The following is a 24,919-nucleotide window of genomic DNA, read 5'->3' as shown; positions in this document are numbered from 1 at the left end:
GCCCTTCTTCGTTCAGGAGGTGGTAGCCCGGTGCGCGGCCGTGAGCAGCGTCAGGGCATCGCCGCCGAGCGTGACCAGGATGTGCGCCACGCGCTGAATGGGAACGCCCTGCCCTGTCCGCACTTCGATCCTTTCCAAGGCCTGGAGGAGACCGAGGAGAGCCCTCAGGCGCTCCTGTACGGATTCGAGCAACTCATTGGCAGAGGCGTTCCGGTGAACGTAGAGGATCGCTTGCTCGTATGGGTATTCGACATAGGATGGGACTGAACGCTCTTGCTTCGACATGTTGGCTCCGGAAAAGTAGTTGAAGTCGGGTGTCGCGTTCGGGCTTGGACCGAAGCGATGAGTCGAAGCTAGAGGGCCGGCAGCGGTCGCTCAATGGGGTGTTGGGCGTTCGGGATGCAGGCTACATCGTTGACAGAAGTTGCCTACGAATGTGTGGAACAGGTCTTTGTAAAAGTGTCGTCGGGGCGTGCTCGAACCGTTCCGCCAGCGCTGGATGAGGACGCCCGACCCGTCTGCCGGAACTCCGGCCTACGGGTGGAGAGAACGCGCTGTACTCCGTCCTGGCCGGGGAAGCGCGAGCCTCGGCCGGACGCTCAGGTTCTCGCCCTGTCGAGCTTGCGCAGGAACACCGTCATTTCCTTTTCGGCCTGCTTGTCGCCATGCGTCGCGGCAGCTGCCAGGCCTTGCTCCCAGGCCTGCCGGGCGCCCGCGAGATCGCCGGCAGCCTGGCGCGCCTTGCCCAGCAGTTTCCAGCCAGCGGAATACTTCGGGTCCTGCTCTACGCAACGCTGGAGGTGTTCCGTCGCGCGTTCGGCGTCGCCCGCGTCCAGGTAGCCCTTGCCCAGGCCGAAGCGCAGCAGCGCATTGTCCACGCCTTTGGCCAGGATCTTTTCCAGACCTTCGATCATCACCCTGCCCTCTTCCAACGATGTCGGCCATTGTGCCCGGCTCCGGCCAGGCTTTGCACGGAACAGGGGCTTCGGCCGTTGCGAAGAAGGCACGCGGCCCCTTCGTGTTCGTAGGCCGAAGCCCTATCGCCGTTCGCGATAGGGCGTGCCTCAGAAGAACGTCAGGCCGGCCTGGAACAGTCGTTCGACGTCGCGGATGTATTTCTTGTCGATCAGGAACAGCAGCACGTGGTCGCCGCTCTCGATGTGGGTGTCGCCGTGGGCGATCAGCACTTCCTCGTCGCGCACCAGCGCGCCGATGGTGGTGCCCGGCGGCAGCTTGATCTCGTTGATCGAGCGACCGATCACCTTGCTCGACTTGGCGTCGCCATGGGCCACCACCTCGATCGCTTCGGCTGCGCCGCGGCGCAGCGAGTGTACGCTCTCGATGTCGCCGCGGCGAACGTGGGCCAACAGGGTGCCGATGGTCGCCAGTTGCGGGCTGATGGCGATGTCGATCTCGCCGCCTTGCACCAGGTCGACATAGGCCGGGTTGTTGATCAGGGTCATCACCTTGCTCGCGCCGAGCCGCTTGGCCAGCAGCGAGGACATGATGTTGGCCTCGTCGTCGTTGGTCAGGGCGAGGAACACGTCGGTCTCGCCGATGTTCTCCTCCAGCAGCAGGTCGCGGTCGGAAGCGCTGCCGTTGAGCACGATGGTGCTGTCCAGGGTATCCGAGAGGTGCCGGCAGCGCAGCGGGCTGCGCTCGATGATCTTCACCTGGTAGCGGCTCTCGATGGCCTCGGCCAGGCGCTCGCCGACATTGCCGCCGCCGGCGATGATGATCCGCTTGTAGCTGTCGTCGAGCCTGCGCATCTCGCCCATTACCGCGCGGATATGGGCCTTGGCGGCGATGAAGAAGACTTCGTCGTCGGCCTCGATCACCGTGTCGCCCTGGGGAATGATCGGCCGGTTGCGGCGGTAGATCGCGGCGACGCGGGTATCCACGTTCGGCATGTGCTCGCGCAACTGGCGCAGCTCCTGCCCTACCAGAGGGCCGCCGTAGTAGGCCTTGATCCCGACCAGTTGCGCCTTGCCTTCGGCGAAGTCGATCACCTGCAACGCGCCGGGATGTTCGATCAGGCGCTTGATGTAGTTGGTGACCACCTGCTCCGGACTGATCAGCACGTCCACCGGGATCGCCTCGTTGTCGAACAGGCCGGTACGGGTCAGGTAGGCCGGCTCGCGGACGCGGGCGATCTTGGTCGGGGTGTTGAACAGGGGGTAGGCGACCTGGCAGGCGACCATGTTGGTCTCGTCGCTATTGGTCACCGCCACCAGCATGTCGGCGTCGTCGGCGCCGGCCTGGCGCAGCACCGTGGGGAACGAGGCCTTGCCTTGCACTGTGCGGATGTCGAGGCGGTCGCCGAGGTCGCGCAGGCGGTCGCCGTCGGTGTCGACCACGGTGATGTCGTTGGCTTCGCTGGCCAGGTGCTCGGCCAGTGTGCCGCCGACCTGGCCGGCACCTAGGATGATGATTTTCATGGCAGGAACGGCTCGTCAGGTTTCGATCAACGGGCGGATATCTTGATCAGCTTGGCATAGTAGAAGCCATCGTGGCCTTCCACCTGCGGCAACAACTGGCGGCCGTGGGGCTGTTTCATGCCCCAGGGGCCGGGAAGGTCCAGTTCGCGGGCGCCGGGCGTACGGGCGAGGAAGGCGGCGATGCTGTCGCTGTTTTCCGCCGGCATCACCGAACAGGTGGCATAGAGCAGCACGCCGCCGACTTCCAGGGTAGGCCACAGTGCGTCGAGCAATTCACCTTGCAGGTGCGCCAGGGCGGCGATGTCTTCCGGCTTGCGCGCCAGCTTGATGTCCGGGTGGCGGCGGATCACCCCGGTGGCCGAGCACGGCGCGTCGAGGAGGATGCGCTGGAACGGCTTGCCGTCCCACCACTCCCCGGTGGCCCTGGCGTCGGCGGCGACCAGGCTGGCTTGCAGGCCGAGCCGCTGGAGGTTTTCCCGAACCCTTACCAGGCGGCTCTCCTCGAGGTCGACGGCGATCACTTCGGCCAGTCCCGGCTGGGTTTCCAGCAGGTGGCAGGTCTTGCCGCCAGGCGCACAGCAGGCGTCGAGGACACGCTGGCCGGGCGCGCTTTCGAGCAGCTCGGCGGCCAGTTGCGCGGCTTCGTCCTGGACGCTGACGCGGCCCTCCGCGAAGCCCGGTAGTTCGCGTACGTCGCGCGGCGCGGCGAGCTGGATGCCGTCGCGGCTGTAGTCGCAGGCGCGGGCCTCGATCCCGGCTTCGGCGAGTTCGGCCAGGTAGGCATCGCGCTCGCCATGGCGCCGATTGACCCGCAAGGTCATCGGCGGGTGTGCGTTGTTCGCCGCGCAGAGCGCGTCGAGTTGCTCCGGCCAGGCCTGCTTGAGCGCTTTCAGCAGCCAGCGCGGATGGCCCAGGCGCGCCGAGGGATCGCGGTCGACCTCGGCCAGCAGCGTCTCGCCTTCGCGCTGCGCGCGGCGCAGCACGGCGTTGAGCACGCCCTTGGCCCAGCCCTTCTTCAGCTTGTCGGCGCAGCCGACGGTCTCGCCGATCGCGGCGTGCGGCGGAATCCGCGTGTAGAGCAACTGGTAGAGGCCGATCAGCAGCAGGGCGTGGATATCGGTGTCGGCGGCCTTGAACGGCTTCTGCAACAGGCGCGCGGCCAGGGCCTGCAGGCGCGGTTGCCAGCGCGCCGCGCCGAAGGCCAGCTCCTGGGTCAGGCCGCGATCACGCGGGGCGACCTTGTCCAGTTGCGGCGGCAGCGCGCCAGACAGCGAGGCGCGTCCGGCGAGCACCGCGGCCAGCGCCTGGCAGGCGGCGAGACGCGGGTTCATTGGCCGAGCACCTGGCCGGCGGCGAATTGCTCGCGACGGCTGTTGTAGAGGTCGGCGAAGGCCAGTGGCTTGCCGCCCGGCACTTGCAGGCGGGTGAGGCGCAGGGCGCCTTCGCCGCAGGCGACCAGCAGGCCGTCGCGGCTGGCCTCGAGGATGGTTCCGGGCGCCCCGCTACCCTGCCCCAGGCTGGCGCCGAGGACTTTCAGCGGAGCATCGGCGAGGCTGGTGTGGCAGACCGGCCAGGGGGTGAAGGCGCGGACCTGGCGCTCCAGTTCGACGGCCGGACGGCTCCAGTCGAGGCGTGCCTCGTCCTTGTTCAGCTTGTGCGCGTAGGTGGCCAGGGCGTCGTCCTGGACCTCGCCATGCAGGGTGCCGGCGGCCAGGCCGGCGATGGCTTCGACCACCGCTTTCGGGCCGAGCGCGGCGAGCCGGTCGTGCAGGCTGCCGCCGGTGTCCGCGGCGGAAATCGGCGTGCTCACCTTGAGCAGCATCGGGCCAGTGTCGAGCCCGGCTTCCATCTGCATCACGGTGACGCCGCTCTCCGCGTCGCCGGCTTCCACCGCGCGCTGGATCGGCGCGGCGCCGCGCCAGCGCGGCAGCAGCGAGGCGTGGCTGTTGATGCAGCCCAGGCGCGGGATATCGAGTACCGCCTGGGGCAGGATCAGGCCATAGGCGACCACCACCATCAGGTCCGCGCGCAGCGCCGCCAGCTCCGCCTGGGCCTCGGCATTGCGGAGGCTCTGCGGCTGCATGACCGGTAGGCCATGCTCCAGGGCCAGGCTCTTCACCGCGCTGGGCATCAGTTTCTGCCCGCGGCCGGCCGGCCGGTCGGGCTGGGTGTAGACGGCGACGATCCGATGTGGGGTGTCGAGCAGGGCCTTGAGATGCTCGGCGGCGAATTCCGGGGTTCCGGCGAAGACGATGCGCAATGCTTGGCTCATGCGGGGCTCGCTAAAAGAAAAAGGCTTGCCGGGGCAAGCCTTTGGGGGATGGGGTCACGCCTGCTGTCGATGCTGCTTTTCCAGCTTCTTGCGGATGCGGTCGCGCTTGAGGGTGGACAGGTAGTCGACGAACAGCTTGCCGTTGAGGTGGTCGCATTCGTGCTGGATGCATACCGCCAGCAGGCCTTCGGCGACCTCCTCGAAGGGGTTGCCGTCGCGGTCGAGGGCCTTGATCCGGACCTTCTGCGGTCGGTCCACGTTCTCGTAGAAGCCGGGTACCGACAGGCAGCCTTCCTGGTACTGGTCCATATCCTCGGTCAGCGGTTCGAACTCGGGGTTGATGAATACCCTCGGCTCGGACTTGTCTTCGCTGAGGTCCATGACCACGATGCGCTTGTGCACGTTCACCTGGGTCGCGGCGAGGCCGATGCCCGGGGCTTCGTACATGGTTTCGAACATGTCGTCGATCAGCTGGCGCACCGCGTCGTCGACCACCTCCACCGGTTTGGCGATGGTCCGCAGGCGCGGATCGGGGAATTCGAGAATGTTCAGGATGGCCATATGCGTTTGTGATGCACTTGTGGAATCGATTGAAAATCCGCTGCTAAGATGGCGCGCAGCTTGAAAACGGCTTCAGACCGCGTTTCTCGCGGGCTTCGGGCGTTTCGCGTATGTCGACATGATAAAGGGATTCACTGCATGAGGAAATCACTAGTCGCCCTTCTGCTCCTTGCCGCGAGCGGTCTGGCGCAGGCCCAGGTCGACCTCAGGGAAGGGCATCCGGACCGCTACACGGTGGTCAGGGGCGATACCCTGTGGGACATCTCGGGGAAATTCCTCCGCCAGCCATGGAAGTGGCCGGAACTCTGGCACGCCAACCCGCAGATCCAGAATCCCCACCTGATCTACCCCGGCGACACCCTCAGCCTGGTCTACGTCGATGGCCAGCCGCGCCTGGTGCTGAACCGTGGCGAATCGCGCGGGACCATCAAGCTGTCGCCGAAGATCCGCAGCACGCCGATCGCCGAGGCCATCCCGACCATCCCGCTGGACAAGATCAACAGCTTCCTGCTGGCCAACCGCATCGTCGATGACGAGAAGACCTTCACCAGTGCGCCGTACATCGTCGCCGGCAACGCCGAGCGGATCGTCAGCGGCACCGGCGACCGCATCTACGCCCGCGGCAAGTTCGCCGACGGCCAGCCGGCCTATGGCATCTTCCGCCAGGGCAAGGTCTACATCGATCCGAAGACCAAGGAAGTCCTCGGCATCAACGCCGACGACATCGGCGGCGGCGAGGTGGTAGCCACCGAAGGCGACGTCGCGACCCTGGCGCTGACCCGCACCACCCAGGAAGTGCGCCTGGGCGACCGCCTGTTCCCCACCGAGGAGCGTGCGGTGAATTCCACCTTCATGCCCGGCGAGCCGAGCCGCGAGGTGAAGGGCGAAATCATCGACGTACCGCGCGGCGTGACCCAGATCGGCCAGTTCGACGTGGTCACCCTGAACCGTGGCCAGCGCGACGGGCTGGCCGAGGGCAACGTGCTGGCGATCTACAAGGTCGGCGAGACGGTGCGCGACCGCGTTACCGGTGAGTCGGTGAAGATTCCCGACGAACGCGCCGGCCTGCTGATGGTGTTCCGTACCTACAAGAAGCTGAGCTACGCCCTGGTTCTGATGGCCAGCAGGCCGCTCTCGGTAACCGACAGGGTGCAGAATCCCTGACTCGAAACCCCCGCCTCGGCGGGGGTTTCGCGTTTCTGGGGGAAGGAAATTTCATACGACGGTTTCCAGGATGGAAGCCGGACCCTTCCCCTCTTCCTGTCAGCGATGGACCTGCCTGCTATGGATGAGTCGCGATGAAGAACCATTCTCCAGCCGAACTGGAAGCACGGCTGCGCCTGCATGGCCTGCCCGAACTGGGACCCATGCGCTTCCTGCACTTGATCGAGGCCTTCGGTTCGGCCTCTTCCGCGCTTGCCGCGCCAGCCGGCGCCTGGCGCACCCTGGGAGTGCCTGCCGAGGCCGCTGCCGCGCGGCGCAGCCCGGCGGTGCGGGAAGCGGCGGGTGAAGCCCTGCGCTGGCTGGAAGGTCCGCGCAGGCACCTGCTGATGTGGGACGACCCGGGATACCCGGCACTGCTCGCCGAAGTCGCCGATGCCCCGCCGCTGCTGTACGTCGAAGGCACCCCGGAGACTCTGGAATGGCCGCAACTGGCGATGGTCGGCAGCCGCCGCGCCAGCCCCGCCGGGCTGGGCACCGCCCGGAGCTTTGCGCGCAGCCTGGCGCAGGGCGGCTTCGCCATCACCAGCGGGCTGGCCCTGGGCATCGATGGCGCCGCCCACGAGGGCGCGCTGGAGGCTGGCGGCGCGACCGTGGCAGTCCTCGGCACCGGCCTGCGCAGGCTCTATCCGCGGTGCCACGAGGCGCTGGCGCGGCGCATCGTCGAGGGTGGCGGCGCGCTGGTTTCGGAGCTGCCGCTGGACAGCCCGCCGCTGCCGGCAAACTTTCCCCGGCGCAACCGCATCATCAGCGGACTCTCGCTGGGTGTGCTGGTGGTCGAGGCAAGTCCCGCCAGCGGCTCGCTGATCACCGCGCGGCTGGCGGCGGAACAGGGGCGCGAGGTGTACGCCATTCCGGGTTCCATCCACCATCCTGGCGCACGTGGCTGCCACCAGCTGATTCGCGATGGCGCGCTGCTGGTGGAAAGCGTCGGGCACGTGCTCGAAGCACTGCGCGGCTGGGCGCAGGCGGAGCCAGCGGAAGCGCCGGCGCAACCCCTGCCCCACCCTTTGCTGGCGCTGCTGCGCGCCGCGCCCTACACCAGCGAAGGCCTGGCCGCCGCCAGCGGCATGACGCTGCCCGACGTGCTGGCGACGCTCAGCGAACTGGAACTCGACGGCCGGGTCGCCTGCGAGGCCGGCACCTGGGTGCATCGCTCCGGCTGAAACCGTACACTTCGCGCACCCTGTCCGCTGGAGTGAGTCGATGATCAGCAGCTTTCGTGCGCAATGCGCCGCCCGGGTCGTCCGCGAGGGCGGCGTGATCGCCTATCCCACCGAGGCGGTATGGGGGCTCGGCTGCGACCCGTGGAACGAGGATGCGGTGTATCGCCTGCTGGCGCTGAAGGCGCGGCCGGTGGAAAAGGGCCTGATCGTGGTGGCGGCGAACATCCACCAGCTCGACTTCCTTCTCGAAGACCTGCCGGACGTCTGGCTGGACCGCCTGGCCGGTACCTGGCCGGGGCCGAACACCTGGCTGGTGCCGCACCAGGAGCGCCTGCCGGAGTGGGTCACCGGCGTCCATGACAGCGTCGCCGTGCGGGTCACCGACCACCCCCTGGTACAGGAACTGTGCCATCTCACCGGTCCGCTGATCTCCACCTCGGCCAATCCGGCCGGGCGCCCGGCGGCGCGCACGCGGCTGCGGGTGGAGCAATACTTCCACGACGAGCTGGACGCTATCCTCGGCGGCGCCCTTGGCGGGCGCCGCAACCCCAGCCTGATCCGCGACCTGGTGACCGGGCAGGTCATCCGCCCGGCCTGAGTACGCGCTTCAGGGCAACAGTACGGTCGAGCCGGTGGTTCGCCGTGCGGCCAGTTCGGTATGCGCCCTGGCTGCTTCGGCCAGGGCGAAGCGCTGGTTGATCTCGATGCGGATGTTGCCGCGCTCGATCAGGCCGAACAGCTCGTCGGCCATCGCCTGGAGTTTTTCCGGGGTATCGGCGTAGCTGCCCAGGGTCGGCCGGGTCACGTACAGCGAACCCTTCTGCGAGAGGATGCCGAGGTTGACCCCGGTCACCGGCCCCGAGGCGTTGCCGAAGCTGACCAGCAAGCCGCGCGGCGCCACGCAGTCCAGCGAGGTTTCCCAGGTATCCTTGCCCACCGAGTCGTAGACCACCGGGCACTTCTTCCCGTCGGTCAGTTCGAGCACCCGCCGCGCCACGTTCTCGTGGCTGTAGTCGATGGTCTCCCAGGCACCGTGCTGCCTGGCCAGGCGCGCCTTTTCCGGCGAGCTGACGGTGCCGATCAGTTGCACTCCAAGGGCCTTGGCCCATTGGCAGGCGAACAGGCCCACGCCGCCCGCGGCGGCATGGAAGAGAATGGTTTCGCCGCCCCGCAGTTCGTAGGTCTGGCGCAGCAGGTATTGGGTGGTGAGCCCCTTGAGCATCACCGCGGCGGCCTGTTCGAAGTCGATGCCGTCGGGCAGGTGGACCAGCTTCTCCTCCGCCAGCACATGCAGTTCGCTGTAGGCGCCCAGCGGGCCGGTGGCGTAGGCGACGCGGTCGCCGACCTTGAAACGGGTCACTTCGCTGCCCACCGCCTCGACCTCGCCGGCCCCTTCGCTACCCAGCCCCGAAGGGAAGCCGGGGGCTGGATAGAGGCCGCTACGGTAGTAGGTGTCGATGAAGTTCAGGCCGATGGCGCGATTACGCACGCGGACTTCCCGGGGGCCCGGCTCGGCGGGTTGGTAGTCGCGGTATTCGAGGACTTCGGGGCCGCCGTAGGCAGCGAACTGGATGCGCTTGGCCATGCTGGAACTCCTGCTTCGTCAGGGTTTCGGACGGTCGCGCCGGGTGGGCGACCCTGGGTAAAGGCCTTCATCCAAGCCTTCCCCTTGACGGCCGTCAAGCGCCGGCTACCCATCCAGGGTGGTATGCTTGCGCCCTCGTTTCGTCGCCAGCCCGCGCCCCGCGCGGCCTCCCCGCTCCAAGGTGAACTCCGTGACCGACCGTATCGCCGCTGTCAAAACCTACCTGCTCGACCTGCAAGACCGCATCTGCGCCGCCCTCGAGGCGGAGGACGGCAAGGCCCGCTTCGCCGAGGACGCCTGGGAGCGTCCGGCCGGTGGCGGCGGACGGACGCGGGTAATCGGCGACGGCGCATTGATCGAGAAGGGCGGGGTGAATTTTTCCCACGTCTTCGGCGATAGCCTGCCGCCCTCGGCCAGCGCCCATCGGCCGGAACTGGCCGGGCGCGGTTTCCAGGCGCTCGGCGTGTCGCTGGTGATCCATCCGGAAAACCCCCACGTGCCGACTTCCCATGCCAACGTGCGTTTCTTCTGCGCCGAGAAGGAAGGCGAGGAGCCGGTCTGGTGGTTCGGCGGCGGCTTCGACCTGACCCCCTACTACGCCCACGAGGAAGACTGCGTGCATTGGCACCGGGTCGCTCGCGACGCCTGCGCGCCGTTCGGCGCGGACGTCTACCCGCGCTACAAGGAATGGTGCGACCGCTACTTCCATCTCAAGCACCGCAACGAGCCGCGCGGCATCGGCGGCCTGTTCTTCGACGACCTCAACCAGTGGGACTTCGACACCTGCTTCGCCTTCATCCGCGCTATCGGCGACGCCTATATCGACGCCTACCTGCCGATCGTCCAGCGCCGCAAGCACACGCCGTTCGATGAACGGCAGCGAGAGTTCCAGGCCTATCGTCGCGGTCGCTACGTGGAGTTCAACCTGGTCTTCGATCGTGGCACCCTGTTCGGCCTGCAGTCCGGCGGCCGTACCGAATCGATCCTGATGTCGTTGCCGCCGCAGGTGCGCTGGGGCTATGACTGGAAACCCGAGCCGGGCAGCGAGGAAGCGCGCCTGACCGAGTATTTCCTCGCCGACCGCGATTGGCTCGCCGGCCAGCCCTGACCCGCCCGCAGGGGACGAGTCCGCTCGTCCCGTCCCACCCCGGCAAAGGAACGACCCATGGACCGCTACTGCGTATTCGGCAACCCCATCGGCCACAGCAAGTCGCCGCTGATCCACCGCCTGTTCGCCGAGCAGACCGGCGAGGCGCTGGTCTATGACGCGCAGCTGGCGCCGCTGGACGATTTCCCCGGGTTCGCCCGGCGCTTCTTCGAGCAGGGCAAGGGCGCCAATGTCACCGTGCCGTTCAAGGAAGAGGCCTATCGTCTGGTGGACGAATTGAGCGAGCGGGCCACCCGGGCCGGGGCGGTGAACACCCTGATCCGCCTGGCCGACGGTCGCCTGCGCGGCGACAACACCGACGGCGCGGGCTTGCTGCGGGACCTGACGGCGAACGCCGGGGTCGAGCTGCGCGGCAAGCGGGTTCTCCTGCTCGGCGCCGGCGGTGCGGTGCGCGGGGTGCTCGAACCCTTCCTCGGCGAGTGCCCGGCGGAGTTGCTGATCGCCAACCGCACGGCGCGGAAGGCCGTGGACCTGGCCGAGCGATTCGCCGATCTCGGCGCGGTGCGCGGCTGCGGTTTCGCCGAGGTCGAAGGGCCTTTCGACCTGGTCGTCAACGGCACCTCGGCCAGTCTTGCCGGCGACGTGCCGCCGCTGGCGCAGAGCGTGATCGAGCCCGGCCGTACCGTCTGCTACGACATGATGTATGCCAAGGAACCGACCGCCTTCAACCGCTGGGCCGCCGAACGCGGTGCGGCGCGTACCCTGGATGGCCTGGGCATGCTGGTGGAGCAGGCCGCCGAGGCATTCTTCCTCTGGCGTGGCGTGCGTCCTGCCTCGGCGCCGGTGTTGGAGACGCTGCGCCGGCAATTGGCAACTGTCTGAGTTGTCAGGCCGCATTTGAGACGTACGTCTCAAATCGGTTTCCATCTGACATGTAGGAATCACAAAACCGGGTTAAGACTTCAGGCTTCACTCACTCTCGAGCGCTGCCGATGAAAACCTTCGCCCGCCTGGCCGCCGGTCTCTGCATCTGCGCCATCGCCAGCCAGGCCAACGCCTGGTCGCAACCGACCCACAAGAACATCGTCAAGGACGCCCTGGCCTTCATGAACTCCTCCTACGCCACCGAGGAGATGCGTCAGGCCTACCGGTTCTACGTGAGCGCCGCCGGCAGCGAGGCGCAGGCCGGGGAGATCCTCGGCCAGGCGGCCTTCGACGTGGACGACTTCAAGGACACCCGTCTCGGGGGCTGGTGGGTCGGCTACGAACACGCGCCGCTGTGGGGCGCGGCTTCGGGCATCGTCAACTACACCTCGTACTGGCACTTCCTCAACCTGGCCCGCGACGGCGATTCCCATGGCAACCCCCACGGCGGCTACGACTACCGCTACCACAAGGTCGACGGCGGCATCGCCGACGTCGACTGGTACGCCATGGTCTATCTCTACAACCGCGAGCTGAAGCGCGAGGACTTCGACACCACCGAGGCGCACTACCGCCAGGGCACCCGCTCGGACTGGCAGGAGCACTACGGCGACTTCCAGACCGCCGCCTTCCAGCCGATCGACAACCTCGCCACCTACTGGTTCGAGCAGTTCCGCGCCGCGCCTTCGCTGCAAACCATCGGCTATGCCCTGCACGCCACCGGCGACGTGGCCCAGCCGCACCATGTGTGGATCACCTCGGCCAACGGCCATTCCAGCTGGGAAGGCTGGGTCGACGACCACTACGCCAGCGAGAAGCTCAACGACCCGGCGGCGGTGGCCAACCTGGTGGGGCGCTACGATCCGAGCAAGAGCATCCGCGACCTGCTCACCCAGACCGGCCAGGTCGCCTACGCGCGTCCCGAGCCGCTCTACGACACCAGCTACGAGACGCGCCTGCGGGTGGCGAAGGAGCTGATTCCCGAGTCCATCGCCCTGACCGTCACCGTACTGACCAAGGGCGCCAACAGCTTCGATGCACAGACTGCTCTCTGACCGCGCTCGGGGCTGGCGTCGCGCACTGTGCGGGGTCGCCTTCGGGCTGCTGGCGTGGAGCGCCCATGGCGTCCCCGCCAAGGCGCCGCAGGATCTGCGGATCGACGGCGAGGTGCTGCCGGGGAAAAGCGTCGACCTGCTCGAGCAGGCCTTGTCGCGGGTCAAGTTCAACACCGACCCGCAGCAGTTGCGCCGTGGCCTGGTGGAAAACCGCCTGCTGGCACGCGCGGTGGAAGACCAGCTCACCGCGCAGAGCCGCGCCGATCTCGACGCCAGCGTGGAGATCGAGGCCGGCAACCTGCTCGAACAGGTATACGGCAGGCGCTACCGCGAGGACCTCGGGCCATACCTGCGCCAGCCCCGGGCCCTGAGCGCGGAGCGTTTGCGCGAGGTGCTGGCGCCGAGGAGCCGCGGCCTGGTGGAAAACAGCCTGCTGCTGGACGAGACGCAGCGCCGCGAGGCGGCCGGGGTCGAGCTGATCGGCTGGCAGTTTCCCGGCCAGCCGGCACAGGTCCTCGACCTGCTATCGCTGTACGAAGGCGACAACGTCCAGGGCCAGGTCGAATTGCAACAGGGCAACCTCGCCTACCTGGCGCGCCAGGTCCAGACCCGCATCCGCCGCGACTACCTCTGGTACCGCCTGGCCCGGGACGGCTTCGGCCCGGCAGAGCGGCAGGGCGTGAGGACCCTGGTGCGGGACAAGCTGGTGCGCCATCGCTATCTGCACCAGATCGGCCTCTACAGTGATTTCCACCATGAGTCCGATGCGCTGCGGGAACTCGCCGGCAAGGTCAGCGACAAGGACGCCGAGGCCTACTATCGGCGCAACCTGGAGCGTTACCGCAACGTCGCGCAGGTGCAGGCGGCGCATATCCGCCTGGCCGACCAGGCGAGCGCGGACAAGGTCTACGCCGAGTTGCGCAACGGCCTGGCCTTCGACGAGGCGGTACGCCGCTATTCCCTGGCCGACGACAGGGACCGCGACCCGCCCGGCGACCTAGGCCTGATACGGCCCCAGGACGGCCGGCTCGACCTGCTGCGCAAGACTGCGCTGATCCAGAAGGCCGATACGGTTTCCCAGCCGATGCGCATCGACGGCGCGTTCGAGATCGTCCGGGTGCGTAGCCGCGAGGATCGCCAGTTGCCCCTCGACGACCGCAGCGTGCGCTTCGAGGTGAACCAGGCGGTGGCGCGCGAGCAACTGGCAGCACAGTTCGAGACGCGCCTGCGCAACCTGCTGGCCGGCGCCAGGGTGGAAGGCCTGTGAAGCGCTGGCTCGGCGTTGCCCTCGGCTGCAGCGGGCTGGCGATCGCCCTGGCCTGCGCCGGCGTGTTGCTGGCGCCCGCCGATATGGCCGCTTCCTCGTCTTCTCCGCCGCCAGCCAGGACGGTTGCGGCGCTGCCCGCGGTCGACGACCGTCCGCCGCCGCTGGCGCCGGTACGATCGCAAGCGGTGGCACCGGCGTACGAGGCGGAGCCGCCGGCGGCGGAACTGGATCGCGAGCAGGCGATCCAGTTCATGCAGATGCTGCGCGACGAGGGCGACCCGCGCAGCCCGCCGCTCGGCGGCCTGCAACCACGCCAGGGCGCGACGGCTCAGGAGCTGGCCGATCCGAAGCAGTACCAGGCCTTCGAGGAACGACAGACCCGCGAACTGGTACAGGCCTACACCAGCGGCGTACAGCAGATACCGGAAATCCGCGCGCGGATCGAGGCGGCCGAACAGGGTGGCGAGCGCAGCGCCGAGGAAATCGACGAGGCTCGCGCCGCCCTTGGACAGTTGGAGATGATGCGCGACAAGCTGCAGCGGGAATCGCCGCAACTGCTGCCCGGCGACAGCGCACCGACATCGCCGGCGGCGCCCTGAGCGTCAGCCTTCGTAGTGCAGGCGGCAGCCTTCGTCGGCCTGCCGGCCCAGCGCTTCGCGGACCTGCGGGCGAGCGTGGCGCAATACCAGGCGGCGTCCCTCGGCGTGCAGGCGGCGGGCTTCCTGCTGCAACAGCACTGCGCCGGCGAAGTCGATGAAGTTCACCTGGCGGGCGTCCAGCACCAGCCGTGGCCTGTCGCATTGGCGCATGAGGCGTTGCAGGTAGTCGCAGGCGCCGAAGAAGATCGAGCCTTCGATGCGCAGCACCTCTTCCTCGTCGTTGCGCTGGCGCAGTACGCGTGGTGTCGAGGTGCGCCGCAGGTAGAAGAACAGCGACGCCAGCACTCCCGCGTAGATGGCGTTCTGCAGCGGCAACAGCAGCGTGGCCAGGGCGGTTAGGCCGGCCACCAGGCATTCGGCGCGGCCGCTGCGGTAGAGCGCGCGGAGCGCCGGGCGGTCGATCAGGCCCCAGGCGATCAGCAGGATGCCTGCGGCCATCGCCGGCAACGGTACATGCTCGATCAGGCGCGCACCGAGCACGGCCAGCAGGGCCACCCAGAGCGCCGAAAACGCACCCGCCAGCGGGGAGCGCGCACCGGCTTCCAGATTGAGCCCGGAGCGGGTGAAGGAACCCGCCGACAGGCTCGCCGACAGCCAAGGCCCGAGCAGGTTCGACAGACCCTGGGCGCGGACCTCCTGGTTGGCATCGAACGCGTCTCCCTGGCGCGCGGCCAGGGCGCGGGCGATCGACAGGCTGGTGACCAGCCCGAGCATGCCGCAGGCCACCGCCGCAGGTAGCAGGTCAAGGATCGATCGGGAATCGAAGACCAGCGGATTCCAACCCGGCAGTGCACTCGATAAGGCCTGCACATGGGCTACCGAGGCGAAGGTCCCGGGTAGCGCCCAGACCAGCGTGGCACCGCCCAGCAAGCCAAGCAGCAGGGCCGGCCAGCGCGGTCGGAGGCGCCTGACCAGCAGGCTGAGCGCGAAGCTGAAGCCGCCCACCAGCAGCGATGGGCCATCGAACTCGGCGAACCGCGCCAGCAGCCGCCAGCCGTTTCCCGGCGCTGCGCCCTCCCCGCTCGCGGCCAGGCCGAGAAGATAGGGCAGTTGGCCGAGGACGATCAGCAGCGCCGCGCCAAGGGTGAAGCCGAGCATCACCGAATGCGAGACGAAATTGACCAGCGACCCGACGCGCAGGACGCCGAGCAGCCACTGGAAGGCGCCGGCGAGAAAGGTCAGCAGCAGCACGGCCTGGACGTATTGCGGGCTGCCCAGCGGCGCCAGCGGGGCCACCGAACTGAACAGCAGCACCGAGATCGCCGCGGTGGGACCGCTCACCAGGTAGCGCGACGAGCCCCACAGGCAGGCGATCGCCACTGGCAGCATCGCCGCGTACAGGCCGTACTCCGCTGGCAGGCCGGCGATCAGCGCATAGGCCATCGATTGCGGCAGTGCCAGGATTGCGCCATTCAGGCCGACCCAGGCCTCGCGCCTGAGCGTGCCCCGGCGTAGCCCCGGTAGCCAGGCGAGGAACGGCAGCAGGCGCGTCCACATGGCGCTATGGCTGGCCGCGAACCGCGGCCAGGGCGTCGCCGCCGTCGCGGCTGGTCACCCCTTGCAGCCAGGCCTCGAGCACCCGCGGGTTGGCCTTGAGCCAGGCGCGGGTCGCCGAGGCCGGAGTCGCCGTGCCTTCCAGCGCGTCGCTCATCAGGCGGTTCTCCATATCCAGGTCGAAGCGCAGGTTGGCCAGCAGCCGCGCCGGGTTCGGGCACTGCGCGGCGTAGCCCTTGCGTGCCAGGGTGTAGACCTGGCCGCGGTCGCCGAAGTACTGCTCACCGCCTTCCAGGTAGCGCAGGTCATGGCGGATGTTCATCGGGTGCGGCGTCCAGCCGAGGAACACCAGCCAGCGCTGGCGCTTCTCGGCCCGGCCGAGTTCGGCGAGCATCGCCTGCTCGCTGGACTCCACCAGCTTCCAGTCGCCGAGGCCGAACTGGTTGGCGTCGATCATCTTCTGGATCGACTGGTTGGCCGGCGCGCCGGAGCCGATCCCGTACAGCTTGCGGTTGAAGCGTTGCCCTTGCGCGGCGAGGTCTTCGAAGCGGTGTACGCCGGCGTCCCAGACGTAGCGCGGCACCGCCAGGGTGAAGCGGGTGCCATCGAGGTTGCGAGCGAGGCGTTCGACCTGGCCGCTGGCGATGAACTTGTCGTGATAGTCCTGGTGCGCGGGCATCCAGCCGCCGAGGAAGGCGTCCACCTGGCCGTCGCGCAGGCCGCCATAGATGATCGGCACCGACAGGGTATCGATCTTCACCTGGTAGCCGAGGCTTTCCAGGAGAAACGCGGCGGTGGCGTTGGTCACCGCGATATCGCTCCAGCCTGGATCGGCCAGCCTGACGCGGGCACAGGCGGGGTCTTCGGCGTATAGCGAGGCGCTGCCCAGGAACAGGGTGGCGGCCAGCAGGCAGGTGGGAAGCCGGTTCATGGAAGTGCCCTCGTGCTCAGGGTTGCGGGAAGCGCGCGCGGCGCTCGAGATCGTCCAGGTCGATATGGTTGCGCATGTACTGCTGGCTGGCGTCGACCCACGGCTGGTGGTCCCAGCTGGCCAGCCGCCCTCGCGCCAGCGCGGCGGCCACCAGGCGTCGGCGGCGCTGGCTGTCGAGTACGGCGCGGGTGATCGCGGGGATGTCCCAGCGTCGCCGGGCCTCGTCGAGGAACGCCTCGAACGTTCCGCGATGGGCCGGACTGGCGGCGAGGTTCTCGCGCTCCTGCGGGTCGTTGCGCAGGTCGTAGAGCAGGCAGGGGTCCTGCTCGGAGTAGATGAACTTGTAGTCGCCGCGGCGGATCATCATCAGCGGGCTGAGGGTGCCCTCGGCGGTGTATTCGCCGATCACCTCGTCATGCCCGCTGCCGTCGCGCAGGTGCGGCAGCAGCGAGCGGCCTTCCAGCGGCAGGCGTGGATCGACCTGGCCGCCGGCCAGCTCCACCAGGGTCGGCAGCAGGTCCACGGTGGATACCGAAGCGCCGATGCGGCGCGGCGCGAAGCGCGCCGGCGCATGGACCAGCAGCGGCACGCGCGCGGCCATCTCGAACCAGTGCATCTTGTACCAGAGGCCGCGCTCGCCGAGCATGTCGCCATGGTCGCCGGAGAACACCACGATGGTGTCGTCGGCCAGCCCGCATTCCTGCAGGGTCGCCAGCAGCGCACCGATCTGCGCGTCGACGTAGCTGCAGGCGCCGAAGTAGGCACGCCGGGCGGCGCGGATGCGCTCCTCGGGCAACGGCTTGTCCCACAGGTCGATGACCTTCAGCAGGCGTTGCGAATGAGGGTCCTGCTCCTCCTGGGCGAAGCGCTGGCGCGGCAGCGGGATGTCCTCGTCGCGGTAGAGATTCCAGTAGCTCGCCGGGATGCTGTAGGGGTCGTGCGGATGGGTCATCGACACGGTCAGGCAGAATGGCTGGCCGGCGTGCTGGCGAACATGGTCGTAGAGGTACTGGCGGGCCTTGAACACCACCTCCTCGTCGAAGTCCAGCTGGTTGGTGCGCACGCAGGGACCGGCCTGCAAAACCGAGGACATGTTGTGGTACCAGCTCGGGCGCACCTCCGGCTCGTCCCAGTTCACCGCCCAGCCATAGTCCGCCGGATAGATGTCGCTGGTCAGGCGTTCCTCGTAGCCGTGCAACTGGTCGGGACCGCAGAAGTGCATCTTGCCCGACAGCGCCGTGCGATAGCCGAGGTTGCGCAGGTAGTGGGCGTAGGTGGGGGTATCGGCGGCGAAGTCGGCGGCGTTGTCCCAGGCGCCGATGCGGGTAGGCAAGCGACCGCTGACCAGGGTGAAGCGCGACGGCGCGCAGAGCGGGCTGTTGCAGTACGCCGAGTCGAACACCACGGCCCGTTCGGCGAGGCGCGAGAGGTGAGGCATGCGCAGCACCGAGCGCGGATCGTGAAGCGGCAGCAGCGGCGCGGCCATCTGGTCGGCCATGATGAACAGGATGTTCGGCGAGGTCTTCATCGGGCGGCTTATCCCATGCGATTGGGTTATGCGATAGTGCTGCGTCGATCATCAGTGCATCGAAATCCCTGGTAAACCGCATGGGGCTGGATGCGTTGGATAAGCCTGGCTTATGGGAGAACGCCTCATGCCGCTGTCCCTCGACCTGCTCCGGGTATTCGAGTCCGCCGCCCGCCAGCTCAGCTTCACCGCTGCCGCCGAGGAGCTGGGGACCACCCAGCCTGCGGTCAGCCAGCAGATCAAACGCCTGGAGAAGGAGCTGGCGACCCCTCTGTTCCAGCGCGTCCATCGAGGCATCGTGCTCACCGACGCCGGCCAGCTCCTGCTCCGCCACGTGGCCGCCGGCCTCGAGACGATCGATGCCGGCATCGCCGCGCTGGGCGCGCGCCAGCGCCACGAGGTGCTCCAGGTGGCCACCGACTACGCCTTCGCCGCCTACTGGCTGATGCCGCGCCTTCCGCGCTTCCACCAGGCCCATCCGCACCTGGACGTGAGCCTGGTGACCAGCGAGCGCGGCCTGGCCGGCCAGCGCGGCGATATCGACGTGGCGATCCTGTTCGGCGACGGTCGTTCCAAGCACGGCGAAGCGCACCGGCTGTTTCGCGAGGAGGTGTTCCCGGTCTGTAGCCCACGCCTGGTCGAGGGATTGCAGTTGCCGCTGGCCAAGGCGCACCTGGCGCGCCTGCCGATGCTGCATCTGAAGCCGGCGCAGCACGCCCGCTGGTTCGACTGGCCGGCGTTGTTCGAAGCGTTGGCCATCGATCGGCAGCCGATTCCGGCGGTGCTCAGCTTCGACAACTACACCTTGCTGATCCAGGCGGCCATCGCCGGCCAGGGCGTGGCCATCGGCTGGCGCCACCTGGTCGACGGCCTGCTCGAACAGGGGCTGCTTTGCCGGCCCATTGGCGAGAGCTGCCTGTCGCGATACGGGTACTATGCGGTATTGCCGGAGCGCAAGCGGCGCCAGCGGCTGGTCGACGGTTTCGTCGACTGGCTGCAGGCCGAGTTGCAGGCCGGCGGCGCTTGAAGAGGTGACGATGAACGAGTATTCCACCCCCCGCATCCAGGGCTTCCATGCTCACGTCTATTTCGATGCGCAGAGCATCGAGCGAGCCCGGGCCCTTTGCGAAGAGGCGGCGCGGCGCTTTCCGCTGAAGATGGGGCGGGTCCATGAGCGGCCGGTAGGGCCGCATCCGGACTGGAGCTGCCAGCTGGCATTCGCTCCCGAGGTGTTCGGCGAGCTGGTGCCCTGGCTGGCCATCCATCGGCAGGACCTGGTGGTGTTCATCCACCCGGTCACCGGCAACGATCTGCTCGACCATCGCGACCGAGCCATCTGGATGGGAGCCATTCGCCCGCTGGACCTGTCGATCCTGGACGAAGGCCCGCAACGCTATGACTTCGCCGTGCCTTGAGGCGCGGTCATCGTCATCCAGTCGTGCAGTTCGCATTGCAGCTCGCCCAGTGCCGTCACCAGGTCGTCGACGGCATCGGCGAGCTTGCGCACGGAGCTTTCGCCGCAGGCGATCTCCAGTTGGTGGCAGGCGCGTTCCACGGCGTGGGCGTGGATCAGCGAGGCCATGCCCGCCAGGCGGTGCGCCAGCTCGTTGAGTTCCTGGGTCTGCTCGCGCTCCTGGGCGCGTCGCAGCTTGCGGGTGTCTTCGTTGTTGCTGGTCATCAGCTGCGCGACGAGCAGGCGGCTGATCTCCGGTTGGTTGGCGCGGTCGCCCAGGGCGGCGGTCAGGTCGAACGTTCGCATGGGATCCTCAGATCAGCTCGTGGCGGCGGGCGAAATCGATCAGGCCGGCCAGGGAATGGGCGTTGAGTTTCAGCATGATGCGTGACTTGTAGGTGCTCACGGTTTTCTCGCTGAGGAACAGCTGCTGGGCGATGGCCTTGTTGGTATTGCCGTTGGCCAGGTACTGCAGCACGGTCATCTCGCGGTCGGAAAGGCTTTCCAGCATGCGGGCCTCGTTGTCGCGGCTCTGCTGGTTGATGCTGCGCAACGCCCCGGTGGGGAAGTGGATGTAGCCGGCCAGCACGGCCTTGGCGGCGAGCAGCAGCTCGGAGAGGTTTTCCCTTTTGCTGACGAAGCCCATGGCGCCGGCCTGCAGGCAGCGCGGGGCGAACTGCGCCGGATTCTGCCGGGTCAGGACCAGGACCTTGGTGTCCAGCTTCAGGGACTTCAGGCGGGCTATCACTTCGAGACCGTCGATCTTGGGGATGCCGATGTCCAGGATGGCCAGGTCGGGAGACTTCTTGCGGGCTACCTGCAGGGCTTCGGCACCGTTGTCGGCCTCGCCGACGATGGTGAAACCGTCGCGCTCGAACAGCAAGCGCACGGCCAGGCGGATAGCGGGATGATCATCGACGATCAGCACCTTACTCATGCGAACCTTCTTTGAATGCGTTGGCTATTTGGGTGAGGCGCTATTCAAGGCTTCGGCAGAGTCGGCGGACAATAAGACGTTTCTGAAAGTGACCGTGAATTTTTCCTCACGGTTCTGGCAGCGTGCAACGCAAGGCCAGGCGCAGCGGGTTGCCTGCGCCTGGCGAATGCCGCTGTCAGGGTCTGTCAGCGTGCGTTGCGCACGCCTTCGGCCAGCTCGCCGCACAGGGCGAGGACATCCTTGACCGCCTGGGCATTGTCGCGGGCCTTGGCGATCCGGTCGATCAGCGCCGAGCCGACCACCACGCCGTCGGCCAACCGCGCGACCGCGGCGGCGTGTTCGGCGCTGCGGATGCCGAAGCCGATACCGATCGGCAGGTCGGTATGCCGGCGCAGGCGCGCCACTGCTTCCTCGACGTGCTCCAGGGTCGCCGCGTTGGCGCCGGTGACGCCGGCCACCGACACGTAGTAGACGAACCCGGAACTGCCTTCGAGCACCGTCGGCAGGCGCTGGTCGCCAGTGGTCGGGGTGGTCAGGCGGATGAAGTCGAGGCCGGCGGCCTGGGCCGGGTGGCAGAGGTCTTCGTTGTGCTCCGGCGGCAGGTCGACCACGATCAGGCCGTCCACTCCCACCTCCTTCGCCTCGGCGATGAAGCGTTCGACGCCGTAGTGGTGGATCGGGTTGAAGTAGCCCATCAGCACCAGGGGCGTCTCACTGTCGCCGCTGCGGAATTCGCGGACCATCTGCAACGTCCTGGCCAGGGTCTGGCCGCCTTCGAGGGCGCGGATGTTGGCCAACTGGATGGCCGGGCCGTCCGCCATCGGATCGGTGAACGGCATGCCCAGTTCGATCACGTCGGCTCCGGCCGCCGGCAGGCCTTTGAGGATTTCCAGGGAAGACGCGTAGTCCGGGTCGCCGGCGGTGACGAAGGTCACCAGGGCGGCGCGGTTTTCCTGCTTGAGCTGGGCGAAGCGGGTCTGCAGGCGGCTCATGCTTTCGACTCCTGTTGCATGTGGTGCATGACGGTCTGCATGTCCTTGTCGCCGCGACCGGACAGGTTCACCACCATGATGTGCTCCTTGGGCAGGCTGGGCGCACGCTTGAAGACCTCGGCCAGGGCATGGGAGCTTTCCAGCGCCGGGATGATGCCTTCGAGGCGGCAGCAGGTGTGGAAGGCCTCCAGGGCTTCGTCGTCGGTGATCGAGGTGTACTCGACGCGGCCGGTGTCGTGCAGCCAGGCGTGTTCCGGGCCGATGCCGGGATAGTCGAGGCCGGCGGAGATGGAGTGTGCGTCGATGATCTGGCCATCCGCGTCCTGCAGCAGGAAGGTGCGGTTGCCGTGCAGCACGCCGGGAACCCCGCCGTTCAGGCTGGCCGCGTGCTTGCCGGTGTCGATGCCGTGGCCGGCGGCTTCCACGCCGACGATCTGCACCCCGGCGTCGTCGAGGAACGGGTGGAACAGGCCCATGGCGTTGGAGCCGCCGCCGATGCAGGCGACCAGCGAATCGGGCAGGCGCCCTTCCTTCTCGGCCAGTTGCTCGCGGGTTTCCTTGCCGATCACCGCCTGGAAATCGCGGACCATCGCCGGGTACGGATGCGGGCCGGCGACCGTGCCGATCAGGTAGAAGGTGCTGTCGACGTTGGTCACCCAGTCGCGCAGCGCCTCGTTCATGGCGTCCTTCAGGGTACCGGTGCCCGCGGTCACCGGGATCACCTCGGCGCCCAGCAGCTTCATGCGGAAGACGTTGGCCTGCTGCCGGTCGATGTCGGTAGTGCCCATGTAGATCACGCACTGCAGGCCGAAGCGCGCGGCGACGGTGGCGGTGGCCACGCCGTGCATGCCGGCGCCGGTCTCGGCGATGATGCGTTTCTTGCCCATGCGCCGGGCCAGGAGGATCTGGCCGATGCAGTTGTTGATCTTGTGCGCGCCGGTATGGTTCAGCTCCTCGCGCTTGAGGTAGATCTTCGCCCCGCCGCAGTGCTCGGTCAGGCGCTCGGCGAAGTACAGCGGGCTCGGTCGACCGACGTAGTCGCGCTGGAAGTAGGCCAGTTCCTCCTGGAACGCCGGGTCGTCCTTGGCCTTCTCGTACTCGCGGGCGAGGTCGAGGATCAGCGGCATCAGGGTCTCGGCGACGTACTGGCCGCCGAAGCGGCCGAACAGGCCCTTGGCGTCGGGGCCGTTGCGATAGGAAGTCATGGAGGGCTCCAGGAAATGACGTATGGGCAGAATCTAATCCCCCCGCCGGGTAAAAGAAACCGATAAGATTGCTCAAACCTGTCAGGAAAACTCACGAATAGCCATGAGCCGCGACCTCCCTTCCCTGAATGCCCTGCGCGCTTTCGAAGCCGCTGCCCGGTTGCACAGCATCAGCCTGGCGGCCGAGGAACTGCACGTTACCCATGGCGCCGTGAGCCGGCAGGTGCGGTTGCTCGAGGACGATCTCGGGGTGGCCCTGTTCGGCAAGGATGGGCGCGGCGTAAAACTCACCGATTCCGGCGTTCGCCTGCGTGACGCCTGCGGCGATGCGTTCGAGCGACTGCGTGGCGTCTGTGCCGAGCTGCGCCGGCAGACCGCCGAGGCCCCGTTCGTCCTCGGCGTACCCGGCAGCCTGCTGGCGCGCTGGTTCATCCCGCGACTGGACCAGCTCAACCGTGCCCTCCCCGACCTGCGCCTGCAACTGTCCACCAGCGAGGGCGAGTTCGATCCGCGTCGTCCCGGCCTGGACGCCATGCTCTGGTTCGCCGAGCCGCCCTGGCCGGCGGACATGCAGGTCTTCGAACTGGCGCCCGAGCGCATGGGCCCGGTGGTCAGCCCGCGCCTGGCGCAGGAAACCGGCCTGGCCCAGGCGCCCGCCGCGCGGCTGTTGCAGGAGCCGCTGCTGCATACCGCCTCGCGACCCCAGGCCTGGCCGGCCTGGGCCGCGAGCCAGGGGCTGGCGGCGGAGGCGCTGCGCTATGGCCAGGGGTTCGAGCATCTCTACTACCTGCTGGAAGCGGCGGTGGCGGGCCTCGGCGTGGCCATCGCCCCGGAGGCGCTGGTCCGCGACGATCTCGCCGCGGGCCGCCTGGCGGCGCCCTGGGGCTTCATCGAGACCGACGCGCGCCTGGCCCTGTGGGTACCGGCGCGCCTGCACGATCCGCGTGCCGGGCGCCTGGCGCAATGGTTGCGGGAGCAGTTGGCAGGCTGAGCGCTGGCGATTTGCTGCACTTTTCCGGCTCGGCTAGTGTCCATTGAACAGAGGCGCCCGTCGGGCGCGAAGAACCAGGCATCGTCCGGGGAGAGAGTTCATGTCCAATCACCACACCTACAAGAAGATCGAACTGGTCGGCTCGTCCAAGACCAGCATCGAGGACGCCATCAACAACGCCCTCGCCGAAGCGGCGAAGAGCATCCAGCATCTGGAATGGTTCGAGGTGGTGGATACCCGCGGGCACATCGAGAACGGCGCCGTCGGCCATTACCAGGTGACCCTGAAAGTAGGGTTCCGTATCGCCAATAGCTGATGGCACCCTGGAAACCTGTCCACGATCGCCAGCGCCCTGGGAAGGCCACCGCGTCTTTCCGCTTCGCCGGATCATGCACAGGCTATGAGGGCGGCGTGCCTCCATGGGCGGCGCGCTCGTCTCAACCTTGCCGCATTTGGCAAGCCTGACCCGTTCGGGTCTTCATCCATGCAACGAGGGAATGTGTTCATGAAGAAGTTGATGTTGGCAGTCGGCCTGTTTGCCGTGGCGGGCAGCGCATTCGCCGCCAAGCCCTGTGAGGAACTGAAAGCCGAGATCGATGCGAAGATCAAGGCCAACGGCGTTCCTGCCTACACCCTGGAAATCGTCGACAAGGGCAGCGTCACCGACAAGAAGGTAGTCGGCACCTGCGACGGCGGCACCAAGGAAATCGTCTACCAGCGCGGCTGATGCAGCGCCTGCGACGAGCAGTATCCGGGGCCGGCTTTCCCATGGGAGCCGGCCCTTTCTTTTTGCCGCGATGAGTACCCTACCAACGATGGGTCTTGTTGCAGTTCGTCGAGAAAGCGTGCCATCTAACGGATTAATCCAAAAGTCTGTGTTAGGTTTTTCGGCGCGCCCAGATGGCCTTGTGCCTTATTCCCGGATTGTCCGACTCATGGAAGACGGATTTCGGAATATTCCTGCTTACCCGCTGTAGCCGCTGGGCCAGTATCGCGCCTCTCTGAATTCAAGGAATGAACTCGTGGCTCTCCATCGCCTGGCCTTTATCTTCCTGTGCCTGCCGCTCATGGCCAGCGCCGCCCCCTTCACCTCCCCCGGCGACCGCGACCTGATCCGCGACCGCCAGCAGCG

28 protein-coding genes are annotated in these 24,919 nt (G+C 67.6%); 14 read left to right on the top strand and 14 right to left on the bottom strand.

Features of this window, described 5'->3' with window-relative positions; all coding sequences use genetic code 11:
- Nucleotides 1–12: 12 nt before the first annotated feature.
- From HMPREF2924_RS04075 to def, 6 genes are all read right to left on the bottom strand, one after another.
- A complete protein-coding gene (locus HMPREF2924_RS04075; RefSeq protein ID WP_003131362.1) occupies nt 13–285 on the bottom strand; it encodes a hypothetical protein in 273 nt (90 codons plus the stop codon).
- Between the two features lie 314 nt (nt 286–599).
- Nucleotides 600–917, bottom strand: coding sequence for a tetratricopeptide repeat protein (locus tag HMPREF2924_RS04070; protein ID WP_003131364.1), 318 nt, complete (start codon nt 915–917; stop codon nt 600–602).
- 147 nt (nt 918–1,064) lie between these two features.
- Nucleotides 1,065–2,438, bottom strand: a complete 1,374-nt coding sequence (gene trkA / locus HMPREF2924_RS04065) for a Trk system potassium transporter TrkA (protein WP_070700374.1) — start codon at nt 2,436–2,438, stop codon at nt 1,065–1,067.
- 26 nt (nt 2,439–2,464) lie between these two features.
- Nucleotides 2,465–3,769, bottom strand: coding sequence for a 16S rRNA (cytosine(967)-C(5))-methyltransferase RsmB (gene rsmB, locus HMPREF2924_RS04060; protein WP_003131368.1), 1,305 nt, complete (start codon nt 3,767–3,769; stop codon nt 2,465–2,467).
- Complete coding sequence (gene fmt, locus HMPREF2924_RS04055; RefSeq protein ID WP_003131369.1) at nt 3,766–4,710, bottom strand: methionyl-tRNA formyltransferase; 945 nt, start codon at nt 4,708–4,710, stop codon at nt 3,766–3,768. The genes rsmB and fmt overlap by 4 nt, the downstream gene beginning before the upstream one ends.
- Nucleotides 4,711–4,764: 54 nt before the next feature.
- On the bottom strand, nt 4,765–5,271 hold the full coding sequence (gene def / locus HMPREF2924_RS04050) for a peptide deformylase (RefSeq protein WP_003107059.1): 507 nt from the start codon (nt 5,269–5,271) through the stop codon (nt 4,765–4,767).
- A gap of 138 nt (nt 5,272–5,409) precedes the next feature.
- On the opposite strand from def, the gene HMPREF2924_RS04045 reads away from it, so the two are divergent.
- The 3 genes from HMPREF2924_RS04045 to HMPREF2924_RS04035 all read left to right on the top strand — a co-directional run bounded on the left by HMPREF2924_RS04045 (nt 5,410) and on the right by HMPREF2924_RS04035 (nt 8,256).
- Nucleotides 5,410–6,435: a LysM peptidoglycan-binding domain-containing protein gene (locus HMPREF2924_RS04045; protein ID WP_003097294.1), complete on the top strand. Its 1,026-nt coding sequence runs from the start codon at nt 5,410–5,412 to the stop codon at nt 6,433–6,435.
- 134 nt (nt 6,436–6,569) lie between these two features.
- Nucleotides 6,570–7,658, top strand: a complete 1,089-nt coding sequence (gene dprA / locus HMPREF2924_RS04040; RefSeq protein WP_003131371.1) for a DNA-processing protein DprA — start codon at nt 6,570–6,572, stop codon at nt 7,656–7,658.
- Nucleotides 7,659–7,698: 40 nt separating this feature from the next.
- Nucleotides 7,699–8,256: an L-threonylcarbamoyladenylate synthase type 1 TsaC gene (locus HMPREF2924_RS04035; RefSeq protein WP_003097300.1), complete on the top strand. Its 558-nt coding sequence runs from the start codon at nt 7,699–7,701 to the stop codon at nt 8,254–8,256.
- Between the two features lie 9 nt (nt 8,257–8,265).
- Here the strand turns inward: HMPREF2924_RS04035 and HMPREF2924_RS04030 are convergent, their stop codons facing one another.
- Nucleotides 8,266–9,243, bottom strand: coding sequence for an NADPH:quinone reductase (locus HMPREF2924_RS04030; RefSeq protein ID WP_003131373.1), 978 nt, complete (start codon nt 9,241–9,243; stop codon nt 8,266–8,268).
- A gap of 190 nt (nt 9,244–9,433) precedes the next feature.
- On the opposite strand from HMPREF2924_RS04030, the gene hemF reads away from it, so the two are divergent.
- The 5 genes from hemF to HMPREF2924_RS04005 all read left to right on the top strand — a co-directional run bounded on the left by hemF (nt 9,434) and on the right by HMPREF2924_RS04005 (nt 14,196).
- Nucleotides 9,434–10,351, top strand: a complete 918-nt coding sequence (gene hemF / locus HMPREF2924_RS04025) for an oxygen-dependent coproporphyrinogen oxidase (RefSeq protein WP_003097311.1) — start codon at nt 9,434–9,436, stop codon at nt 10,349–10,351.
- 57 nt (nt 10,352–10,408) lie between these two features.
- Nucleotides 10,409–11,233 (top strand): shikimate dehydrogenase, encoded by an 825-nt coding sequence (aroE, locus tag HMPREF2924_RS04020; RefSeq protein ID WP_003097314.1) that lies wholly within the window; start codon nt 10,409–10,411, stop codon nt 11,231–11,233.
- A gap of 110 nt (nt 11,234–11,343) precedes the next feature.
- Complete coding sequence (locus tag HMPREF2924_RS04015) at nt 11,344–12,330, top strand: phospholipase C/P1 nuclease family protein (RefSeq protein WP_003097316.1); 987 nt, start codon at nt 11,344–11,346, stop codon at nt 12,328–12,330.
- Entirely contained in the window at nt 12,311–13,597 is a 1,287-nt protein-coding gene (locus tag HMPREF2924_RS04010; protein ID WP_003142206.1) for a peptidylprolyl isomerase, read from the top strand. The genes HMPREF2924_RS04015 and HMPREF2924_RS04010 overlap by 20 nt, the downstream gene beginning before the upstream one ends.
- Nucleotides 13,594–14,196 (top strand): hypothetical protein, encoded by a 603-nt coding sequence (locus HMPREF2924_RS04005; protein ID WP_003131389.1) that lies wholly within the window; start codon nt 13,594–13,596, stop codon nt 14,194–14,196. Before HMPREF2924_RS04010 ends, HMPREF2924_RS04005 begins: the two co-directional genes overlap by 4 nt.
- A 3-nt stretch (nt 14,197–14,199) precedes the next feature.
- On the opposite strand, the gene HMPREF2924_RS04000 is transcribed toward HMPREF2924_RS04005, so the two are convergent.
- From HMPREF2924_RS04000 to betC, 3 genes are read right to left on the bottom strand one after another with little or no spacing between them, the layout of a single operon-like run.
- Nucleotides 14,200–15,753: a SulP family inorganic anion transporter gene (locus HMPREF2924_RS04000; protein ID WP_003097320.1), complete on the bottom strand. Its 1,554-nt coding sequence runs from the start codon at nt 15,751–15,753 to the stop codon at nt 14,200–14,202.
- Between the two features lie 4 nt (nt 15,754–15,757).
- Nucleotides 15,758–16,681: a choline ABC transporter substrate-binding protein gene (locus HMPREF2924_RS03995; protein ID WP_003111196.1), complete on the bottom strand. Its 924-nt coding sequence runs from the start codon at nt 16,679–16,681 to the stop codon at nt 15,758–15,760.
- A 16-nt stretch (nt 16,682–16,697) separates the two neighbouring features.
- A complete protein-coding gene (gene betC, locus HMPREF2924_RS03990) occupies nt 16,698–18,209 on the bottom strand; it encodes a choline-sulfatase (protein WP_003111195.1) in 1,512 nt (503 codons plus the stop codon).
- A gap of 112 nt (nt 18,210–18,321) precedes the next feature.
- Between betC and HMPREF2924_RS03985 the strand changes: the two genes are divergently transcribed.
- Both HMPREF2924_RS03985 and HMPREF2924_RS03980 read left to right on the top strand, forming a co-directional pair.
- Entirely contained in the window at nt 18,322–19,236 is a 915-nt protein-coding gene (locus tag HMPREF2924_RS03985) for a choline sulfate utilization transcriptional regulator (RefSeq protein WP_003122286.1), read from the top strand.
- A 10-nt stretch (nt 19,237–19,246) separates the two neighbouring features.
- On the top strand, nt 19,247–19,624 hold the full coding sequence (locus tag HMPREF2924_RS03980) for a DOPA 4,5-dioxygenase family protein (RefSeq protein WP_003114635.1): 378 nt from the start codon (nt 19,247–19,249) through the stop codon (nt 19,622–19,624).
- On the opposite strand, the gene HMPREF2924_RS03975 is transcribed toward HMPREF2924_RS03980, so the two are convergent.
- The 4 genes from HMPREF2924_RS03975 to trpB form a co-directional block, all read right to left on the bottom strand.
- Nucleotides 19,603–19,968: an Hpt domain-containing protein gene (locus HMPREF2924_RS03975; RefSeq protein WP_003097330.1), complete on the bottom strand. Its 366-nt coding sequence runs from the start codon at nt 19,966–19,968 to the stop codon at nt 19,603–19,605. The two genes, HMPREF2924_RS03980 and HMPREF2924_RS03975, sit on opposite strands and share 22 nt — an antisense overlap.
- A gap of 7 nt (nt 19,969–19,975) precedes the next feature.
- On the bottom strand, nt 19,976–20,599 hold the full coding sequence (locus HMPREF2924_RS03970; protein WP_003111192.1) for a response regulator transcription factor: 624 nt from the start codon (nt 20,597–20,599) through the stop codon (nt 19,976–19,978).
- A gap of 185 nt (nt 20,600–20,784) precedes the next feature.
- Nucleotides 20,785–21,591 (bottom strand): tryptophan synthase subunit alpha, encoded by an 807-nt coding sequence (trpA, locus tag HMPREF2924_RS03965; RefSeq protein WP_003120671.1) that lies wholly within the window; start codon nt 21,589–21,591, stop codon nt 20,785–20,787.
- Nucleotides 21,588–22,796, bottom strand: coding sequence for a tryptophan synthase subunit beta (trpB, locus tag HMPREF2924_RS03960; protein WP_003097340.1), 1,209 nt, complete (start codon nt 22,794–22,796; stop codon nt 21,588–21,590). Before trpB ends, trpA begins: the two co-directional genes overlap by 4 nt.
- 103 nt (nt 22,797–22,899) lie before the next feature.
- On the opposite strand from trpB, the gene trpI reads away from it, so the two are divergent.
- The 4 genes from trpI to HMPREF2924_RS36310 form a co-directional block, all read left to right on the top strand.
- Nucleotides 22,900–23,787 carry a trpBA operon transcriptional activator TrpI gene (gene trpI / locus HMPREF2924_RS03955; protein ID WP_003122282.1) on the top strand — a complete coding sequence of 296 codons (888 nt, stop codon included), beginning with the start codon at nt 22,900–22,902 and terminating at the stop codon, nt 23,785–23,787.
- Between the two features lie 100 nt (nt 23,788–23,887).
- Nucleotides 23,888–24,103, top strand: coding sequence for a dodecin (locus tag HMPREF2924_RS03950; RefSeq protein ID WP_003097345.1), 216 nt, complete (start codon nt 23,888–23,890; stop codon nt 24,101–24,103).
- A gap of 183 nt (nt 24,104–24,286) precedes the next feature.
- Entirely contained in the window at nt 24,287–24,514 is a 228-nt protein-coding gene (locus HMPREF2924_RS03945; protein WP_003097347.1) for a DUF1161 domain-containing protein, read from the top strand.
- 295 nt (nt 24,515–24,809) lie between these two features.
- On the top strand, nt 24,810–24,919 hold a 110-nt coding region (locus tag HMPREF2924_RS36310), incomplete at its 3' end, for a hypothetical protein (protein ID WP_238578883.1).

This window comes from Pseudomonas sp. HMSC063H08 (assembly GCF_001813645.1).
In the GTDB taxonomy this organism is placed as follows: domain Bacteria; phylum Pseudomonadota; class Gammaproteobacteria; order Pseudomonadales; family Pseudomonadaceae; genus Pseudomonas; species Pseudomonas aeruginosa.
The sequence above is the reverse complement of the archived record's forward strand: the minus strand, read 5'-3'. Positions and strand labels throughout refer to the sequence as shown.

What these genes read in the sequence shown, in the direction of transcription:
- betC (WP_003111195.1), bottom strand. Translation starts at nt 18,209, where the DNA reads ATGAAGACCTCGCCGAACATCCTGTTCATCATGGCCGACCAGATGGCC.
- HMPREF2924_RS04010 (WP_003142206.1), top strand. Translation starts at nt 12,311, where the DNA reads ATGCACAGACTGCTCTCTGACCGCGCTCGGGGCTGGCGTCGCGCACTG.
- HMPREF2924_RS04030 (WP_003131373.1), bottom strand. Translation starts at nt 9,243, where the DNA reads ATGGCCAAGCGCATCCAGTTCGCTGCCTACGGCGGCCCCGAAGTCCTC.
- trkA (WP_070700374.1), bottom strand. Translation starts at nt 2,438, where the DNA reads ATGAAAATCATCATCCTAGGTGCCGGCCAGGTCGGCGGCACACTGGCC.
- trpB (WP_003097340.1), bottom strand. Translation starts at nt 22,796, where the DNA reads ATGACTTCCTATCGCAACGGCCCCGACGCCAAGGGCCTGTTCGGCCGC.
- HMPREF2924_RS03950 (WP_003097345.1), top strand. Translation starts at nt 23,888, where the DNA reads ATGTCCAATCACCACACCTACAAGAAGATCGAACTGGTCGGCTCGTCC.
- def (WP_003107059.1), bottom strand. Translation starts at nt 5,271, where the DNA reads ATGGCCATCCTGAACATTCTCGAATTCCCCGATCCGCGCCTGCGGACC.
- fmt (WP_003131369.1), bottom strand. Translation starts at nt 4,710, where the DNA reads ATGAGCCAAGCATTGCGCATCGTCTTCGCCGGAACCCCGGAATTCGCC.
- HMPREF2924_RS03970 (WP_003111192.1), bottom strand. Translation starts at nt 20,599, where the DNA reads ATGAGTAAGGTGCTGATCGTCGATGATCATCCCGCTATCCGCCTGGCC.
- trpI (WP_003122282.1), top strand. Translation starts at nt 22,900, where the DNA reads ATGAGCCGCGACCTCCCTTCCCTGAATGCCCTGCGCGCTTTCGAAGCC.
- HMPREF2924_RS04045 (WP_003097294.1), top strand. Translation starts at nt 5,410, where the DNA reads ATGAGGAAATCACTAGTCGCCCTTCTGCTCCTTGCCGCGAGCGGTCTG.
- rsmB (WP_003131368.1), bottom strand. Translation starts at nt 3,769, where the DNA reads ATGAACCCGCGTCTCGCCGCCTGCCAGGCGCTGGCCGCGGTGCTCGCC.
- HMPREF2924_RS03995 (WP_003111196.1), bottom strand. Translation starts at nt 16,681, where the DNA reads ATGAACCGGCTTCCCACCTGCCTGCTGGCCGCCACCCTGTTCCTGGGC.
- trpA (WP_003120671.1), bottom strand. Translation starts at nt 21,591, where the DNA reads ATGAGCCGCCTGCAGACCCGCTTCGCCCAGCTCAAGCAGGAAAACCGC.
- dprA (WP_003131371.1), top strand. Translation starts at nt 6,570, where the DNA reads ATGAAGAACCATTCTCCAGCCGAACTGGAAGCACGGCTGCGCCTGCAT.
- HMPREF2924_RS03980 (WP_003114635.1), top strand. Translation starts at nt 19,247, where the DNA reads ATGAACGAGTATTCCACCCCCCGCATCCAGGGCTTCCATGCTCACGTC.
- HMPREF2924_RS04035 (WP_003097300.1), top strand. Translation starts at nt 7,699, where the DNA reads ATGATCAGCAGCTTTCGTGCGCAATGCGCCGCCCGGGTCGTCCGCGAG.
- HMPREF2924_RS03985 (WP_003122286.1), top strand. Translation starts at nt 18,322, where the DNA reads ATGGGAGAACGCCTCATGCCGCTGTCCCTCGACCTGCTCCGGGTATTC.
- HMPREF2924_RS04075 (WP_003131362.1), bottom strand. Translation starts at nt 285, where the DNA reads ATGTCGAAGCAAGAGCGTTCAGTCCCATCCTATGTCGAATACCCATAC.
- HMPREF2924_RS04015 (WP_003097316.1), top strand. Translation starts at nt 11,344, where the DNA reads ATGAAAACCTTCGCCCGCCTGGCCGCCGGTCTCTGCATCTGCGCCATC.
- HMPREF2924_RS04000 (WP_003097320.1), bottom strand. Translation starts at nt 15,753, where the DNA reads ATGTGGACGCGCCTGCTGCCGTTCCTCGCCTGGCTACCGGGGCTACGC.
- HMPREF2924_RS03975 (WP_003097330.1), bottom strand. Translation starts at nt 19,968, where the DNA reads ATGCGAACGTTCGACCTGACCGCCGCCCTGGGCGACCGCGCCAACCAA.
- aroE (WP_003097314.1), top strand. Translation starts at nt 10,409, where the DNA reads ATGGACCGCTACTGCGTATTCGGCAACCCCATCGGCCACAGCAAGTCG.